We start from the raw sequence: 17772 nt of genomic DNA on the forward strand, positions 1-17772 counted from the left end.
TGTAATGAAACAAGCAGTACATTTCGGTGCAGGAAACATTGGAAGAGGCTTTATCGGAGCGCTCTTTTCACAATCTGGATATCATGTGACATTTGTAGATATAGCTGATCAAATCATCGACCAGTTAAATGATAAAAAGCAATATCAAGTCAAACTGGCCACTGATAAACAAGAATCCGTCACAGTAGAAAATGTTTCGGGTTTAAACAGTTTAAAGCAGGAAGAGGAAATCATAAAAGCAATTTCCGAAGCAACCTACCTCACCACTGCTATCGGTCCCAATATTTTGCCTCATATCGCTCCTTTAATTGCAAAAGGGTTAGCATCAAGGGTGAAGGAAACCGATGAAAAACTATATGTGATCGCTTGTGAAAACCAAATATCGGCAACAGACCTTTTAGAAGGCTACATTCTAGAAAACTTGGATCAAGATACAAAAGAACAACTAGCCGATAAAGTCTACTTCTTTAACTCAGCAGTCGATCGCATCGTTCCTATCCAAAATAACGAAGGATCACTCGATGTCTTGGTGGAACCTTATTATGAATGGGTCGTTGAAACGAAGGAAAGCATTCCTGCCGTTGAAGGGATGACCATTGTAAAAGAACTCGCTCCATTCATTGAGAGAAAACTGTTCACCGTTAATACAGGACACGCCGTCATTGCTTACCTCGGTTATCTCAAAAATAAAAAATCGACGATTGACCAATCATTGGAGGACGCAGGCATTGTAGAGCAAGTCAAGAAAACCCTGGGGGAAACGGGTGCTTATTTAATAAAGCAATACGGTTTGGATGCGGATGAGCATCAGCAGTATATCGAAAAAATCATTAATCGATTTAAAAACTCCTACCTGAATGACTCGGTGAATAGAGTCGGCCGTTCTCCGCTTCGTAAGCTCGGGCCAAACGACCGTCTCGTGCGCCCTGCCGTAGAAGCTAAAAAAGCCGGACTTTCCTATACAAATCTGGCGAAAGCAATAGCCGCCGCTTTACTCTTTGATTTTAACGAAGATGAAGAAGCCCAAAAAATGCAAACGATGATCAAAGAACACGGTATAGCTACCGCACTTAAAGAAGTTAGCGGATTGGACGAAAATAGCGAAATAACCAAAGAAGTCATAAACCACTACAACAACTTGAAATAAAAGCCGAGAACTCCTGAAATCCTTTTTCAGGAGTTTTTCTTAACCAAAAAGATGGAACTGGCATCCGATAATTTTTAAAATTCAAAAAAACCTTATAAACAGTAATCATTACGTTTTATAATGGGAGACAGCCAAGACGAGTGAATTTATTTGAGGTTTAAATCGTAATCATTTTGATTTGTTTGAAAGGAGCTTTTTTATGAGATTAGGTTTTACAAAATGCGGATTAGTGCAATAAATCAAAGGTTAGGTGCATTTACTTAAAATTTTGGGTGCTATTTCGAGATTTCGTGCTGTTACTCACGGCTTTAGAGCAAATACTCGTGAGTTTGGCACATTTACTCGTGAGTTTGGAGCATTTACTCGTGAGTTTGGCACAAATACTCGTGAATTGGAGTTTACTCTCGTCGAGGAGCATTACATAGTTTGATTCCGGATAAGCATTCGGCAATGCGTTACGTCGTTTGTCAGGATATTAAAGCAAAGCTGCATTATAAATCGTAATTTAATACGATTTTGAAGTGTTCAATAAAAATAGTTGAGGTAATGGGGGAAATAAATCGTGTTCAGAAAATGTAGGTTGATTTTTATTGTATGTCTAGCATTCTTACTTTTGACTGCTTGTTCCACCGAGTCTGCGAATGATCAAGTGGGAGGGGGGAAGAATGTGAACTAGAGGGGGTAATTGTGGATTCTTTCGAAAACGAACGGCTTTTTTGCAGCGATCGCCATTTATACACAAAAGAACTGATTTAGATGTTTGAATAATGAGGCTGTGTTTATTTGAGTTTTAATCGCAATGAACGAGTTGCTTCGGCAATTCGTTTTTATTTAGGGAAAAAAAGATATTCCTATAAACTTACTTGACATTATAAACTTATTAAAATATAATTACTTACATAAAGTAACCAACAAAAAGGAGAATTCATATATGAATAAAAATGAAGCAGGTCAAGTTTTTTTAAGGGTAATATTAGGTCTTACTTTTTTCATTCACGGCGTTTCAAAGTTTCAAGGGGGAATAGGAAATACGGCGGGATTTTTCGATAGCCTTGGGATTCCTGGCTTCATGGCGTACATCGTTGCAGGAATCGAATTAATCGGGGGACTTGCGGTTATACTGGGTTTGGGAACACGAATCGTTTCCGTGCTGTTTGCGGTCATTATGGCGGGGGCGATTTTCACGGCTAAATTACCTGCTGGTTTTCTTGGAAACGGGCAAGCGGCAGGCTACGAACTAGACTTGGCACTGCTTGCCATGTCTGTCTATCTAGCGTGTGCAAACCGCACGGTTCTTTCTTTGGATCAAGTGATTTTCAATAAAAAAGGGAAGTGACAATATGGATAAAAATTTTCATCAAAAACCAATTACCTTTGTTGGCGAGGTCAGTATTAACATATTGGATTTAAATAATGCCATTCAGTTTTATCAGGAAATTATCGGTCTTCAAGTATTGAAGAAAACCGACCGGCAAGCTGTTTTAACGACAGACGGAAAAACCCCGTTGCTGACACTTGAGCAGCCTGCTGATGTGATTCCGAAAGAAGGGCGGACGACGGGCTTATATCACTTTGCCCTTTTGCTGCCAAGTCGTGCTGACTTATCGATTTTTTTACGCCATTTACTTCAAACGAAGTATCCATTTGGAGCGGGGGATCATGAAGTGAGTGAAGCGCTGTACATTACCGATCCGGATGGCAATGGCATTGAAGTATACTCTGATCGGCCATCCACTGATTGGAGATGGGCCGATGGGGAAGTAGCAATGGGCACGGATCCGCTGGATGGGAATGACCTTCTGAAAGAAAGCGATGGTGAGTGGAGCAAACTGCCTGCAGGTACCTTAATGGGGCATATACATCTGCATGTAGCGGATTTACGTAAAACGGAGGAGTTTTACATGCAAGGTCTTGGGTTTAGCGTAGTGAATCGATATGGAGGAGCGCTCTTTACTTCAACCGGTGGATATCATCATCACATCGGGTTAAACACTTGGAATGGTGTTGGCGCCCCTGCTCCTAAGGAAAATAGTGTGGGGCTAAACTGGTATACTCTCGTTTTTGCAGACGAAGAAGCGAGAAAAAAAGTAACGGAACAACTGAAAGGAATCGGGGCAGTCGTCACGGAAAAAGAGGGGTTTTTCGCTGTAACAGATCCATCAGGCAATGAGATTCATCTAGTCGTCTAAATTATAAAGCAGAAAGCAATGGTGAGAGGATAATGGGATTCTTAAGTAGATTATTTAGAAATAAAGAAACCGCGGCAGGGGAGAATGGAAAAATGACAAAAGTTTTATTCGTAAAAGTGAATGATCGTCCAGCAGATCAGGCAATCAGCTCGAAAATGTATGACACATTCTTAAAAGCATATATAGAGACACACCGTACAGATGAAGTGACTGAGCTGGATTTATTTAAAGAAGAACTTCCTTACTATGGAAATACGGCAATTACCGGTTTATATAAACGTAGCCAAGGTCTTGAACTGACAACCGAAGAGGAAAAGGCGGCCGAACTGGTTGACCAATATTTAAATCAATTCATGGCGATGGATAAAGTGGTATTCGCTTTCCCTCTATGGAACTCAACGGTTCCTGCGCCGCTTATCACATATCTTTCCTATTTGGCACAAGCAGGTAAAATGTTCAATTATACGGCAGAAGGTCCTGTCGGGTATGCTGGTGATAAAAAAGTCATGCTATTGAATGCCCGCGGTTCTGATTATGCATTAGAAGGAATGGCTTCTGCTGAAATGGCTGTGAATTTAGTGAAAAATATCATTGGCCTATGGGGAATTAACAATCCGGATGTCGTGGTCATTGAAGGACATAATCAGTATCCGGATCGGACACAAAAAATCATCGCGGATGGTTTGGAAAACGTTGTAAAAGCTGCTGAAACATTCTGATTGCGAAGTGAAATGAATAGAAGCAAAAAAGGCCCTCATTATCAATGGGGGCCTTCAGACTGTAGACAAGTTCGTAGAAAGTGAGTTTGCCTTGATCTGCACGGCATGATTCGACCGTTGATGCATTAATTCGACCTACACGGCGCTAAATTCGACCGTTGGTGCATTAATTCGACCTACACGGCGCTAAATTCGACCGTTGATGCATTAATTCGACTTACACGGCGCTAAATTCGACCGTTGATGCATTAATTCGACTTACACGGCATTTAATTCGACCGTTGGTGTATTAATTCGACCTACACAGCATTTAATTCGACCGTTGGTGTATTAATTCGACCTACACAGCATTTAATTCGACCGTTGGTGCATTTATTCGACCTACATGACATTTAATTCGACCTACACGGCGCTAAATTCGACCGTTGGTGCATTTATTCGACCTATACGTAACTTAATTCAACCGTTCACGAATTTTTCAACCTTCATCTCACTATTCGGAATTTGGGCATTTGTTTTAGGGTATACGCACTAAACCCGCTCCCTTTCTCCCTATAAACTACAAGGCCCTCCATGTAATGGGGGCCTTCTTTGTTTTATTTGACCTGATACTTTTTCAAGCGGTATTGAAGACTTTGGCGGCTAATATTCAGGGCCTTGGCTGCTTTGGAGATATTCATCCCATGTTCCTTTAAAATCTTCTCCAAGTATTGCTTTTCAGTATGGGCGATATAATCATCAAGAGATAAGGTCGACTCCTGTAAATCTCCAATTGCATGATTTTCTTTGCTTTCGGGATGGATGTCTTCCAAATGGGCTTTCTTCCTAAATAAAGTCGGAAGATGGGTAATGGCAATCTTTGTATCGCCAGGTTCCATTAAATTCATGGCCCCCTCAATGATATGTTCAAGTTCCCTTACGTTCCCGGGCCAGTCGTAATCATAAAAAAGTGAGTAGACCTCTTCGCTGATCCCTTCAATATTCAATTCGAACAACGCATTGAATTTCTCAATGAAGGATTGCGCCAGCAAGGGAATATCCTCTTTCCGTTCACGAAGAGGCGGGATGAATAACGATACGACGCTTAATCGGTAGTATAAATCCTTACGTAAATGATCATTTGCAATGGCATCTATCGGATCTTCATTTATCGTTGCAATGACCCGTACGTCAATTTTCTTATCCTTTGTATCTCCAACACGGCGAATCGTCCTTTCTTGAAGGGCCCTTAATAATTTCGCCTGCATATTCGGATTTAAGGAATTGATTTCATCAAGAAGGATGGTCCCGCCTTGTGCCTGTTCGAATAAACCTGGCCTTTCAATCGATCCGGTGAAGGCCCCTTTCTTCGTACCAAAAAGAATTCCTTCAATAAGGCTATCTGGCAGGGCAGCACAGTTTTGGCTGATGAATGGATGTGTCGAGCGGCTGCTGCCGTTATGGATGCTTTGGGCAAAGAGTTCTTTTCCCGTTCCCGTCTCCCCGACGATGAGGATGGAGGATGCCGTCCTGGTCGAACGCTTGCTTTTTTCAATGACTTCCAAGAAATTCTCACTCGTTCCGATGATGCTGTCAAACGTATATTTCGTGTCGCCTTTATTCAAGATATTATCTTTAATGATTCTTTCAAGATTCGTTATATCTTTTGCCACTTCAATGGCTCCGATGATATTTTGATTCTGATCCAAAATCGGAAACGTATTATTGATTGTTGTAATTTCCTGTCCAAGATTATTGAAGTAGGTCTGCTTCGAGTTCTCGGTGGTCTTACCCGAATGAAGTGCCCTTATTAATGTACTCTCCGTTTCTTCCTTGAATTTAAAGATTTCGTGAATCTTCTTCCCTAATACCTCTTCTGAATCCATGCCTTCTATTTCAGCCATTTTCTTGTTATATATAATGGTCCGCCCTTTTATATCGATTATATGTAACCCGATATCGATTACGTCCACTAGTGAATGGAGGATGGTTTGGAAACCTTCTATTTTAATGATTTGATCTAAATGCATGAATGCCTCCCGTTTTTCTTCTTTTCTTAGAGCTATTGTAGAGGAATTGAAGCAAAGGCGCAAATAAAATTTGCACAGCAAGATTATTTTGCATGGAAGTGCAAAAATATTTTGCGGAAAAAGTACGAAAACGCTGTTTTTTATGGTTTTTCTAGTTGGCATGAATTTTGCATTAATAAAAAGTGTAAGGTTTAAGCGACAAAAATAGGGATTAGAGCAAAAAATAATGGCATACTATGTCAATTTTGCCCCAAAAGTGCTGAATTTCATTGCATTTTTAAAAAAAAATCATTAATTTTTCTAAAAAATGAAAAGTTGGCACGGAACTTGCTTGTTAATTAAGGGAGAAGTAAAAACATAAAATTTTAGGGAGATGAGCTATAATGGTCCAAACATATAAACACGAACCATTTACTAATTTTAAAATGGAAGAAAACAATAAAGCTTTTCAAGCGGCATTGAATGATGTAGCTAATGATTTAGGGAAAAAATATCCGCTGATCATTAATGGTGAAAAAGTGTTTACTGATGAAGTCATTACCTCTGTAAACCCAGCAAATAAAGAAGAAATTATTGGAATTGTATCCAAAGCGAATAAGGATCTTGCTGAGCAAGCGATGCAAGCGGCAGATAAGACCTTCCAAACTTGGAGAAAAACGAAAGCGGAAGTGCGTGCGAATATTTTATTCAGGGCTGCAGCCATCGTACGGAGAAGAAAACATTATTTCTCGGCTCTATTGGTGAAAGAGGCAGGAAAGCCTTGGAATGAAGCGGATGCAGATACAGCGGAAGCAATCGACTTCATGGAGTACTATGCACGTCAAATGCTGAAGTTAAAAGACGGCATGCCAGTGGAAAGCCGTCCGATTGAGCACAATGCTTTCAATTATATTCCGCTTGGTGTCGGTGTCATCATCTCACCTTGGAACTTCCCGTTTGCGATCATGGCAGGCATGACGACGGCAGCTCTTGTTTCAGGTAATACGGTCTTATTAAAACCGGCCAGTACAACACCGGTCATTGCAGCTAAATTCATCGAAGTGCTGGAAGAAGCGGGCATGCCTGCAGGAGTTGTGAACTTCATTCCAGGAAGCGGTGCCGAGGTTGGCGATTATTTGGTAGATCATCCTCGTACACGTTTCATCAGCTTTACCGGATCTCGTGATGTTGGAATCCGTATTTATGAGCGTGCGTCAAAAGTTCATGAAGGCCAAATCTGGTTAAAACGTGTCATCGCTGAAATGGGCGGTAAAGATACGATCGTAGTTGATAAAGAGGCTGATCTGGAATTGGCGGCACAATCAATCGTCGCTTCTGCATTCGGATTCTCCGGTCAAAAATGTTCCGCTTGTTCACGTGCCGTCATAGTGGAAGATGTATATGACCAAGTCTTGAATCGTGCCATTGAATTAACAAAAGAAAAAACAGTCGGGGAACCAACAGATCTAAACAACTTCATGGGTCCTGTCATCGATCAAGCAGCTTACGACAAAGTCATGAGCTACGTTGAAATCGGTAAAGAAGAAGGAAAAATCGTTACAGGGGGAGAAGGAGACAATTCAAAAGGTTTCTTCATCCAGCCAACTATCATTGCCGATGTGGATGAGAACGCACGTGTCATGAAAGAAGAGATTTTTGGCCCGGTGGTTGCATTCTGTAAGGCAAAAGATTTCAATCATGCAATCGAGATTGCCAATAACACGGATTATGGATTAACGGGTGCGGTCATCTCGAACAACATTGAACATATCGAACAAGCGCGTGAGGATTTCCACGTCGGTAACTTGTACTTCAATCGCGGCTGTACTGGTGCCATTGTAGGATACCAGCCATTTGGCGGATTCAATATGTCAGGTACAGATTCAAAAGCGGGCGGTCCTGATTATTTAGTTCTTCATCTTCAAGGAAAAACAACATCTGAAACGCTATAAATCTTAGGGGGAATCAACATGACAACATTAACGGAAAAATTAATCGAGCAAACAGAACAATACGGTGCAAACAATTATAATCCACTTCCAATCGTCATTTCGAAAGCAGAAGGAGTTTGGGTGGAAGATCCTGAAGGCAACAAATATATGGATATGCTTAGTGCCTATTCAGCAGTGAACCAAGGCCACAGGCATCCGAAAATCATCGACGAATTAAAAAAACAAGCAGATCGTGTAACATTGACGTCCCGTGCATTCCATAGTGATAAATTAGGGCCATGGTATGAAATGGTTTCACGCATTACGCAAAAAGACATGGCACTGCCTATGAATACGGGTGCTGAAGCCGTTGAAACAGCAATCAAAGCTGTTAGACGCTGGGGTTATGATGTTAAGGGAATCGCAGAAAACCAAGCTGAAATCATTGCTTGTATCGGGAACTTCCATGGCCGGACGATGGCAGCAGTTTCCTTGTCATCCGATGATGAATATAGAAGGGGCTTTGGACCGATGCTGCCAGGGATCAAGCTTATCCCTTACGGAGACCTTGATGCATTGAAAGAAGCGATTACACCGCAAACGGCTGGATTTTTAATCGAACCGATTCAAGGTGAAGCGGGAATCATCATACCGCCACAAGGTTTCTTAAAAGAAGCTTACGATTTATGTAAAGAAAATAATGTCCTATTCGTTTCTGATGAAATTCAGTCAGGACTTGGACGTTCAGGAAAAATGTTCGCCTCTGACTGGGATGGAGTAGTTCCGGATATGTACATTTTAGGTAAGGCGCTGGGCGGCGGGGTTTTCCCGATTTCTTGCGTAGCTGCAAACCGTGAAATCCTTGGCGTATTCAATCCTGGTTCACATGGTTCTACATTCGGCGGCAATCCGTTGGCATGTGCGGTTTCCATCGCTTCATTGGAAGTCCTTGAAGAAGAGAAGCTTGCAGAACGTTCATTGGAGCTTGGACAATACTTTATGGATAGTTTAAAAGAAATCAAGAATCCAATGATTAAAGATATCCGCGGCAGGGGCTTGTTCATCGGAGTCGAATTAACAGAAGCAGCAAGACCTTATTGTGAGCAGCTTAAAGAAGAGAAATTGCTATGTAAAGAAACGCATGATACAGTTATCCGTTTTGCTCCGCCATTGGTGATTACTAAAGAAGACTTGGATTGGGCAATCGAACGCATTAAAAGAGTTTTATCCTAATATACCTATGAGGTGAATTCCATTGAGTACAACTGTCAAAGAAGAAAAAGAAACTGCCAGCTTGCTTGATTCAACACAGGTCGTAATCAAGGAGGCGCTTGATAAGCTTGGCTATTCTGAAGAGGTGTTCGAGCTTTTGAAGGAACCTCTTCGGATGCTGACCGTCCGGATTCCAATCAAGATGGATGACAATACAACGAAGATTTTCACTGGATACCGTGCCCAGCACAACGATGCTGTCGGTCCGACGAAAGGCGGAATCCGTTTTCATCCCGAAGTCGATGAGGAAGAAGTCAAGGCACTTTCAATGTGGATGAGTTTGAAATGCGGAATCGTGAATCTGCCATATGGCGGAGGAAAAGGCGGCATCATCTGTGATCCACGCCAAATGTCCATCGGTGAATTGGAAAGGCTTAGCCGTGGATACGTTCGGGCAATCAGCCAAATAGTGGGGCCGACTAAAGATATTCCGGCCCCGGATGTTTATACGAATTCACAAATCATGGCATGGATGATGGACGAATACAGTAGAATAAGAGAACACGATTCTCCTGGTTTCATTACAGGCAAGCCGCTGGTACTGGGCGGTTCACACGGTAGGGAAAAGGCGACCGCACAAGGTGTCACCATCTGTATCGAGGAAGCGGCAAAGCGTAAGGGCATAGAATTGAAAGGTGCACGCATCATCGTCCAAGGGTTTGGGAACGCAGGAAGCTTTTTGGCCAAATTCATGCATGATGCTGGTGCGAAAGTGATTGGCATATCGGACGCATATGGTGCCATCTATAAACCGGATGGTCTGGATATCGATTACTTACTTGATAAAAGGGATAGCTTTGGAACGGTAACGACACTATTCGATCATACAATCACCAATCAGGAACTTCTGGAACAAGATTGTGATATTTTAGTGCCTGCTGCCATTTCCAATCAAATCACCAAAGAAAATGCACATCTTATCAAAGCCCAAATTGTCGTGGAGGCAGCAAATGGACCTACCACTTTGGAGGCAACCAAGATCTTGACGGAACGCAATGTGCTTCTCGTACCTGATGTATTGGCAAGTTCTGGCGGTGTGACAGTTTCTTACTTTGAATGGGTTCAAAATAATCAAGGTTATTATTGGGAAGATGCAGAAGTCCAAACCAAATTAAAAGAGTTATTGGTCCATTCATTTAATCAAGTATATGAAATGTCAGAAACAAGAAAAGTGGATATGAGGCTGGCAGCGTATATGGTGGGTGTCAGAAAAATGGCAGAAGCCTCGATATTCCGTGGCTGGGTATAAGCTTTAGTCAAATAATGGAGAGTGGAGGAGTGATTCCGTGTTAAAACCGATTCATACCATCGAGTGTGCTCAGGATGGGACCGTCGAACAAGTTTACGTTCAAAAGAATTCCTATGTTTATGAATGGGAGAGGCTCTTTTTAGTGAAAACGGAGGATGGGAAATTGATTGATGTTTCAATAGGTGCCAGTGGTCACATTACTGAAATTAATGTTTCGGCAGGGGATCCTATAAATAGAAAGCTTCCTTTAGCTTTGCTCCAAGACGATTTTGTTATAACTGGCTCTGATTGATTATAGGCAAGAGGGTGTCCCAAAGGCGGAAGCGATTTCTGCTTTGGGATGCTCTTTTTTTGTTGTGAATATGGTGATGACAAAGTTAGGAAAAAGTTTGAAAAGAAAAAACGCCCTGTTTCATGGTAAAATTTTTAGAATGATTGGACAATGCATCAAGCAGTTCCAAACCAAGAAGCCACAAAGTGGATGGACCGATCTGCGGGGATTGTCACGTTTTGTATGTAAAATTGAGAGGGGGCTGGAAGGGTGAATATGAATGTGGATATATTCAGGAGATTATCCGATTTTGATAATGTATTGGTCGTAGATGATAAAGGCATTATCATTTTTTATGATATGGCAGATTTAAATGTCCTTAAAGAGCTTGGAATAAGGCCGGAAGAATTCATGGGGAAGTGTGTCACTTCCTTTTATAAAAACATCACGAACGAAAATAGTACGCTGATGAATGTGTTAAGGACGGGAAAACCGTTATGTAATATAAAACAAGAAATGATCACCAAAACGGGAGAGGTCATCGAAACGATCAATTCCACATTTCCGATAGCCGAAAACGGTAAAATAATTGGAGCTGTAGAATTCTCTAAGCGTTTCTTTTCCAAAGATGCCATCCAATATTTGGACAAATATTCGAGCCATAAAATCTTCAGGAGAAATAATACCGTTTATACGGTCGATGATATTATCACGGTTAACCCTAAAATGGAAAGCATTAAAGATAAACTTGGAAGAATTGCGCTAACGACCTCAAATGTTTTGATCGTTGGGGAAACGGGCACAGGTAAAGAACTTATCGCCCAGGCGATCCATAATTTAAGCGATCGATTTGGAAAGCCCTTCATTTCACTTAACTGCAGTGCGGTCCCTGCTAGTTTATGGGAAAGCACTTTGTTTGGTACGAATAAGGGGAGCTTCACCGGGTCGGAAGACATGCCGGGGCTATTCGAACAGGCGGAAGGCGGAACTTTATTTCTGGATGAAATCAATTCCCTGGATATGAATCTTCAGGTGAAGCTTCTGAAGGCGATTGAAGAGAAAACGATCAGGAGACTGGGCGGGAAGAAAAATATCCGCTTGGACATCAGGGTGATTTCCGCAACGAATGAGGTACCGGATATTTTACTGGCGGAGAAGCGGTTGCGGGAAGATTTATTCTATAGAATTGGTGTCGTGCAAATTGACTTGCCAAGCTTGATGGAAAGAAAAGAGGATATAGAAGTCCTTGTTGAACATTATCTGAATTTTTACAACAATACGATGAATATATATATTGATGGTATTCAAGATGATGTGCTGGAGTGTTTCAAAAGATATCCATGGCCAGGGAATATCAGGGAATTGAAAAATGCGGTCGAGACGGCATATAATCATGTCCAGTCCAGTAGAATCACCCTTGATGATATTCCTGGGAGAATCAGAGAGTATACGGGAGCTTCAATGGCTGATAACAACAGTTTTAATGTGAATTCCTTGAAAGATGCGGTTCAGCAATATGAAAAAGAGATTATTGTGCGTCAATTGAGAAATACGAATGGGAAAATTACGGAATCTGCCAGGCAGCTTGGTATCTCCAAACAATTATTGAAATATAAAATCGAAAAACATAAATTGCGGTAAAAAAATTTTTTACGCTAGAGGGAAAATTGGATTTTGATAATCAAAGGGTCACGATTCTATAAGCTTAATAGAATCGTGACTCTTTTTTGCCTTGTGTAATTGGCACGACATTTGCTTATATAAGCTATAGGTGTATTAATGGCTGGTTTCATTGAGTGATAAAAAAATAGAGGAGAATGGATGAATAATAACAAGATAGTACGTGAGTTTTTGGGGCTGGCAATCTGATTTTTCCTCCGTCGATCGGACTTGCATCAGGGTCGGATTGGCTTTCGGTTCTAGCGTGCTTCATTCTTACGGGAATGGTACTCCCTATTCTGGGAGTTGCGGCGGTCCTGAATTCAAAAGGGAAATTTGAAGAACTGACAAGGCCGATCGCAGACCGTACGCCTTAACATGGTAGGGTCTCGCGAAGGTATTTTTCATTTGGAAGGGCATATTGCCATATCCCCTTTCATAAAATGTTATGAGCAAACAAGCCAATAGATCAAGAGCCAGAAAGGAGTTGTTCATGGTTGCTCGAAAACGATTCAACCGCTTTTCTTTATCCGTGTGTGCTTTCTAGGAAATTAAGCTCACGGATAGAATTATTATGTTAAAATACAACTTGAGATTTAACATCAAAAAAATAGTGGTTTTTCTTAATTCAACCAGATTTTACAATAAAATGGTGAATATTCAGAATTCCGCTGTTTAAAAAAGGGGAGTTAAATAAGAGTATGAGAATCTCAGAATTAAAAAAGAACGCCCTTCAGTCGTTGGGAGGTAAATGGGGAGTAACTGTATCGCTGATGTTGCTTCTGTTCTTGATCAACATCATTTTGCCTTTAATTGTCGAAGTGATCGGAAGCGGAGGGTTTTCACAATGGCTCATGCAGGAAGAAACACCGATATGGTCTGATATCTTCAGCCTCGTCTTTTCCATTGCCCTAATCCCGCTAACCATTTCGACCACTTGGTTCTACCTGAATTTGGTTAGGGAAGGAAATCCTGATATTCCAGAAGTATTTGCTATCTATAAAGAAGGAAAAACCTCTTTCAAGCTTATTTGGGCATCCATCTTACAAGGTATTTTCATTTTTTTATGGTCATTATTATTAATCATTCCGGGTATCATTAAAGGCATCGCCTATTCGCAGGTGTTTTTCTTATTGAAGGATCATCCTGAATACACGGTCCTTGAAAGCATTACAGAAAGCAGAAAAAGGATGAATGGCTTAAAATGGAAGTATTTCCTTATGCACCTAAGCTTCATCGGATGGGGCATCCTTTGCATGTTCACGCTGGGAATTGGTTTATTATGGTTGATTCCTTATGCAGGAACAACAATGGCTGCATTTTATAATGAATTAATAGTGCCTCAAGATGACGATCAACAAATAGAGGTATAAAAGATCAACCGATAGCAACTGGCTATCGGTTTTTTTTATTTCCGATTCCCCTTAAAAAGGTTAAATTGATCATTTTTCCTGGTGTATAATAGAATATTGAGAATGCCATTTAGGGGGATTACATAGTGAGTGGGTATGATATTGCGGATCTGATATACCAATTGTTTTGCCTTGTATTTCTAATCCTGATCATCGTGGGGACCGTATCCCTTTTCCGTTCAATCAAGCAACGTAAAACCAGACTGGATATTATGGAAAAGAAAATGGATGATTTGCATGAACTGATTAAAAGGGGCAAAAATTGACGGCTGCAGACAAACTCGAAGAAAAGCGAGTTTGCCTGCAGTTTTTTTTCTTTTAAAAATTCCAGCTTGATTTCAGAAATCCGCTCCCTTTCCGCCGACTGCCTGCCAAGCCTCCTCACAGCTGTGGAGTCTCGGCTAGCCAGTTTTTAGGCAGGAGTGTCGCAAATTTCTTCAATCTAGTAAAGTTTTCATCTTATAAAAGAGTAAAAAAATCATGGAGTATCACTTAATCTAATTTTAAATCATGGTTATCATTCCCTCTGATTGGAGCGGGTTCGAGACTCCTGCGGGAAAAGAGCGCCGAGGAGGCTCCCGGACCGCCCGCGGAAAGCGAGAGCTTGGAGTGGAAATCTACGTAAAAAATTATACTGAAATAAATTGGTGGAAATGACTTTGACCGAATTTGTAAAAGAGGATTGGATTTTAAGTATCAATTGAGAGACATAAAAAAATAGAAAAAGAAAGTGAATTGTAAAAAATAAGCAGTTTTACATAGGGTTGTTGGGATAGTGGGGCAAATTTCATGTAAGGCTGCTGGTATGGAAGATGCATGGTTTGTTGCAGGATATTACCCTATAATGGAATAGATGTGTATTTAAGGATTTGGTGAAAAAAGTCTATCAGGTATGCTCGACCCTATAACAAATGACTGGGATGGGAATGCTGAACATTCGATCCTTTTGTTAGGTAACTTTTTTAGAAGTGGGAGGAGTCGGTATCATGAAAGAAGTTATTGCAGTAAAAGAAATTACTAGGTTTAAAACACGGACGGAGGAATTTAGTCCGTACGCTTGGTGTAAACGGATGTTAGAAAATGACCCGGTGAGTTATCACGAAGGAACGGATACGTGGAATGTTTTTAAATATGAAGATGTGAAGCGGGTTCTCAGTGATTATAAACATTTTTCAAGTGTAGGGAAACGGACTACCATATCGGTTGGAACGGATAGTGATGAAGGCTCTGTGCCTGATAAAATCAAAATCACTGAAGCGGATCCACCTGACCATAGAAAACGCCGTTCACTGCTGGCCGCGGCATTCACACCTAGAAGTCTTCAAAACTGGGAACCTCGCATTCAGGAAATTACAGATGAGTTGATCGGACAAATGGATGAGGAAACGGAAATCGATATTGTGCAATCATTGGCGAGTCCGCTTCCGATCATTGTCATGTCGGATTTGATGGGCGTTCCCTCGAAAGATCGTTTATTGTTTAAGAAATGGGTGGATATCTTATTCCTTCCCTTTGATAAAGAAAAACAAGAAGAAGTAAATGAATTGAAGCAAGTGGCAGCAAAAGAATACTATCAGTATTTGTATCCGATTGTTGTGCAAAAACGATTAAACCCGGCAGATGATATCATTTCAGATCTATTGAAGTCGGAAGTGGATGGGGAAATGTTTACGGATGATGAGGTTGTCCGGACGACCATGCTGATTTTAGGAGCGGGGGTCGAGACAACAAGTCATTTACTGGCCAATAGCTTTTATTCCCTGCTATATGATGACAAGGAAGTTTATCAAGAGTTACATGAAAACCTGGATTTGGTTCCGCAGGCGGTAGAGGAAATGCTCCGTTTCCGATTCAATCTTATTAAATTGGATCGCACCGTAAAGGAAGATAACGATCTATTGGGAGTAGAATTGAAAGAAGGCAATAACGTGGTTGTTTGGATGAGCGCAGCTAATTTGGACGAAGAGATGTTTGAAGACGCCTTCACCCTTAATATCCACCGCCCTAACAATAAGAAACACCTTACCTTCGGAAATGGTCCCCATTTCTGCCTGGGAGCGCCGCTAGCCAGGCTGGAGGCAAAGATTGCACTTACTGCCTTCCTGAAGAAATTCAAGCATATTGAAGCGGTGCCATCCTTCCAGTTAGAAGAGAATCTTACCGATTCAGCGACAGGGCAAACATTGACATCACTACCGCTTAAGGCATTCCGTACAGTATAAAAAAAGAAAAAAACCTTGTGCACTAACCTGCATAAGGTTTTTTTCTTTTTAGTGGGACGCATTGCATATATTTGAATGGCACCTGTTAATTCGAATGGATGTTCATGAAGTCCTCAGGAAATCTTATAGTAACCTGAAGTTGAGGTGACAATGACGAATGAAGTAGTATGATAAAGTAGGAAATTTTGTGCCCAGGTAAATTCCTGAATTCGGTTGCAGGCGATTACACTCACCATGCAATGAAGAAGATATGATAAAATAGAAATTTCCATATGAAACAGTTTAAATAAGTGAAAGGGTGTTATTATGAAATTAAAGCAGCAATTAACCATTGCCTTTATAATAAGTGTACTTTTTTTAATCGGATTCAGTTTCATGGCATTTACCATAAGTGCAAATGAATACCTGAAATTTGATAAAGATGTGATTTCCTTGGTTCAGGGGTGGGAGTCTCCACTTCTCACGGACATCATGAAGTTCTTTACCTACATAGGTTCAACCGGTTCCATTATCATCCTTTCCTTGATCATCTTGTTTTTCTTATATAGGGTTTTGAAGCATCGTTTGGAACTGGTCTTATTCACTGCAGTCATGATTGGTTCACCTCTTCTTAATTTAATGGTTAAGCTATTGTTTCAACGCGCCCGACCCGATTTACATCGACTCATCGATATAGGCGGATACAGTTTTCCTAGTGGACATGCCATGAATGCTTTTTCTTTATACGGTATTCTTACATTTTTGCTTTGGCGTCACATTACGGCTAGGTGGGCAAGAATTCTATTGATTCTGATCAGTATGATGATGATTCTCTCGATAGGTATTAGCCGAATCTACTTGGGAGTCCATTATCCTAGTGATATCATTGCCGGATATTTGGCGGGTGGTTGTTGGATCACGATTGCCATTTGGTTTTTCCAAAGGTATCAAGACCGCCGGAAGAACAAAGATCGTTAATAAAGGGAGTAAGATTAATGCAAGATAAGCGGCCGGCGGGTAACCAGCTGTTGATTCAAGAAAGTTAGGAGCGTATTAAATGGAAAACTGGATTACGGAATTCATGAATGATTTTGGGTATATAGGAATCTTTCTATTAATAGCATTGGAAAATATTTTCCCGCCGATCCCGTCAGAGGTCATTCTTACATTTGGCGGCTACATGACAACAAAAGCGGATATGACGATTATCGGCGTCGTGATTGCTGCGACTATAGGGTCAGTGGCAGGGGCAGTCGTCCTTTATGGAATTGGTTTACTTCTTGATGTTAAGGTCATTGAAAAGTTCGTGGAACGATGGGGCCATATTCTTCGGTTAACGGTATCGGACGTCCATAAGGCGAATTCATGGTTTGACAAATACGGGGCATGGACCGTGTTTTTCTGCAGACTGGTTCCGTTGATCAGAAGCTTGATCTCAATTCCTGCAGGCATGTCCCATATGAGCTTTTGGCTCTTTCTGCTTTACACAACATCCGGAACATTAATTTGGAACATCATCTTAGTGAATATCGGGGCAGCTGTTGGGTCTTCCTGGGAAGATATAGTAGGATATATGGACATTTATTCAAACATCGTTTATGCGATATTGGCTTTGTTATTGATTATTTTCGTTGTTTTGATTTTAAGAAGGAATAAGGGCAAAGTATAATTTAGAGTTTAGTTGATGGGGCCGTTATATTCGGCACTTCATTATATAACGGAAAATAACCGCCA

16 protein-coding genes and 1 pseudogene are annotated in these 17772 nt (G+C 41.0%); 16 read left to right on the top strand and 1 reads right to left on the bottom strand.

Annotated elements, in window-relative coordinates; translation table 11 throughout:
• Positions 1-4: 4 nt before the first annotated feature.
• The 5 genes from ACFVS1_RS02035 to ACFVS1_RS02055 all read left to right on the top strand — a co-directional run bounded on the left by ACFVS1_RS02035 (position 5) and on the right by ACFVS1_RS02055 (position 4055).
• Positions 5-1147, top strand: a complete 1143-nt coding sequence (locus ACFVS1_RS02035) for a mannitol-1-phosphate 5-dehydrogenase (protein WP_387544938.1) — start codon at positions 5-7, stop codon at positions 1145-1147.
• 268 nt (positions 1148-1415) lie between these two features.
• Complete coding sequence (locus ACFVS1_RS02040) at positions 1416-1577, top strand: hypothetical protein (RefSeq protein ID WP_387544939.1); 162 nt, start codon at positions 1416-1418, stop codon at positions 1575-1577.
• Between the two features lie 501 nt (positions 1578-2078).
• On the top strand, positions 2079-2483 hold the full coding sequence (locus ACFVS1_RS02045) for a DoxX family protein (protein ID WP_352925335.1): 405 nt from the start codon (positions 2079-2081) through the stop codon (positions 2481-2483).
• Between the two features lie 4 nt (positions 2484-2487).
• Entirely contained in the window at positions 2488-3336 is an 849-nt protein-coding gene (locus tag ACFVS1_RS02050; RefSeq protein ID WP_352925337.1) for a VOC family protein, read from the top strand.
• 32 nt (positions 3337-3368) lie between these two features.
• Positions 3369-4055 carry an FMN-dependent NADH-azoreductase gene (locus tag ACFVS1_RS02055; RefSeq protein WP_387544942.1) on the top strand — a complete coding sequence of 229 codons (687 nt, stop codon included), beginning with the start codon at positions 3369-3371 and terminating at the stop codon, positions 4053-4055.
• A gap of 596 nt (positions 4056-4651) precedes the next feature.
• On the opposite strand, the gene ACFVS1_RS02060 is transcribed toward ACFVS1_RS02055, so the two are convergent.
• Positions 4652-6049, bottom strand: a complete 1398-nt coding sequence (locus ACFVS1_RS02060) for a sigma-54 interaction domain-containing protein (RefSeq protein WP_387549176.1) — start codon at positions 6047-6049, stop codon at positions 4652-4654.
• 398 nt (positions 6050-6447) lie between these two features.
• Between ACFVS1_RS02060 and pruA the strand changes: the two genes are divergently transcribed.
• The 11 genes and pseudogenes from pruA (at position 6448) to ACFVS1_RS02115 (ending at position 17707) form a co-directional block, all read left to right on the top strand.
• Entirely contained in the window at positions 6448-7995 is a 1548-nt protein-coding gene (gene pruA, locus ACFVS1_RS02065) for an L-glutamate gamma-semialdehyde dehydrogenase (RefSeq protein WP_387544943.1), read from the top strand.
• Between the two features lie 18 nt (positions 7996-8013).
• Positions 8014-9207, top strand: coding sequence for an ornithine--oxo-acid transaminase (locus ACFVS1_RS02070; protein WP_305161853.1), 1194 nt, complete (start codon positions 8014-8016; stop codon positions 9205-9207).
• A 22-nt stretch (positions 9208-9229) separates the two neighbouring features.
• Positions 9230-10495: a Glu/Leu/Phe/Val family dehydrogenase gene (locus ACFVS1_RS02075; protein ID WP_352925343.1), complete on the top strand. Its 1266-nt coding sequence runs from the start codon at positions 9230-9232 to the stop codon at positions 10493-10495.
• Positions 10496-10532: 37 nt separating this feature from the next.
• Entirely contained in the window at positions 10533-10787 is a 255-nt protein-coding gene (locus ACFVS1_RS02080) for a biotin/lipoyl attachment domain-containing protein (RefSeq protein ID WP_076364404.1), read from the top strand.
• A gap of 255 nt (positions 10788-11042) precedes the next feature.
• Positions 11043-12407, top strand: a complete 1365-nt coding sequence (locus tag ACFVS1_RS02085) for a sigma-54 interaction domain-containing protein (protein ID WP_352925588.1) — start codon at positions 11043-11045, stop codon at positions 12405-12407.
• Between the two features lie 221 nt (positions 12408-12628).
• Positions 12629-12802 (top strand): annotated as a pseudogene (locus tag ACFVS1_RS02090) (branched-chain amino acid transport system II carrier protein); the annotation flags it as partial.
• A 324-nt stretch (positions 12803-13126) separates the two neighbouring features.
• The gene (locus ACFVS1_RS02095) at positions 13127-13798 is read left to right on the top strand and encodes a DUF975 family protein (RefSeq protein WP_352925345.1); all 672 of its coding nucleotides are present in this window, start codon (positions 13127-13129) and stop codon (positions 13796-13798) included.
• 125 nt (positions 13799-13923) lie between these two features.
• Positions 13924-14103, top strand: coding sequence for a DUF4083 domain-containing protein (locus tag ACFVS1_RS02100; protein ID WP_352925347.1), 180 nt, complete (start codon positions 13924-13926; stop codon positions 14101-14103).
• 717 nt (positions 14104-14820) lie between these two features.
• Positions 14821-16059 carry a cytochrome P450 gene (locus ACFVS1_RS02105; protein WP_352925590.1) on the top strand — a complete coding sequence of 413 codons (1239 nt, stop codon included), beginning with the start codon at positions 14821-14823 and terminating at the stop codon, positions 16057-16059.
• 306 nt (positions 16060-16365) lie between these two features.
• Positions 16366-17016 carry a phosphatase PAP2 family protein gene (locus tag ACFVS1_RS02110; RefSeq protein WP_387544945.1) on the top strand — a complete coding sequence of 217 codons (651 nt, stop codon included), beginning with the start codon at positions 16366-16368 and terminating at the stop codon, positions 17014-17016.
• A 79-nt stretch (positions 17017-17095) separates the two neighbouring features.
• Positions 17096-17707 carry a DedA family protein gene (locus ACFVS1_RS02115; protein ID WP_241589117.1) on the top strand — a complete coding sequence of 204 codons (612 nt, stop codon included), beginning with the start codon at positions 17096-17098 and terminating at the stop codon, positions 17705-17707.
• The last annotated feature ends 65 nt before the right edge of the window (positions 17708-17772 follow it).

The sequence above is a fragment of the Peribacillus sp. NPDC058075 genome, from assembly GCF_042885195.1.
Taxonomy (GTDB): Bacteria; Bacillota; Bacilli; order Bacillales; family DSM-1321; genus Peribacillus.